1 protein-coding gene is annotated in these 670 nt (G+C 70.4%); it reads right to left on the minus strand.

The features are described from left to right. The coding region (locus tag KZA10_RS16900) for a hypothetical protein (protein ID WP_218683482.1) at positions 1-670 on the minus strand (670 nt) is incomplete at both ends.

Below are 670 nucleotides of genomic sequence, written 5' to 3' on the forward strand. Positions count from 1 at the left end.
GGCGAAGTCGGGGTCCTCCCCGATCCGGGAGAGCACCTCGGACGCGGATCTGTCCACGAACCGTCGGCGCACCGACGACGGCCGGAGCGACCGTGACCGTTCTGCCGCGAAGGCGAAGACCGTGTCGTGCATGCGCACACGCCCCTCACGCAGCTCGACCAGATGACGGGCGTGCAGGCGGCGCAGATCCCGCGCGGCGGACGGACCGGCCGCGGCGATGAGCACGCCCTCCTCGATGTCCCTGTCCAGCAGCGCGGCATCGGCGAGAAGGTCGGCCTCGGCCGGAGACAGGGAACGCGTCGCCGCCTCCAGGACCGGACGGATGCGCGCATCGCGAGGTTCGTGCTCGAATCTCGATGCGAGGTCCTGGAACGACCAGCCCTCGTGTTCGCGGACGATTCCCGCCAGCATCACGAGATCGAGCGGGAGGCCCCCTCCGACCGCGACGATGCGGCGCAGCGCATCCGCACGCATGGCTGCCTCTGCGCCCTTCGCGGATGTCCCCTCCTCGACAGGCAGCAGACGAGCGAGGAGGCGGCGGGCTTCGCCACTCGACATCGGCGGGACGACGACCCTCGCCACATGCAGGTCTGACGACGGAAGACGCTGCTCGAGGTCGGCCAGGTCGACGCGGGCTGTGACGATGAAGCGCACACCGGGAACCAGCAGC

The sequence above is a fragment of the Microbacterium sp. BF1 genome, assembly GCF_019279095.1.
Taxonomy (GTDB): Bacteria; Actinomycetota; Actinomycetes; order Actinomycetales; family Microbacteriaceae; genus Microbacterium; species Microbacterium maritypicum.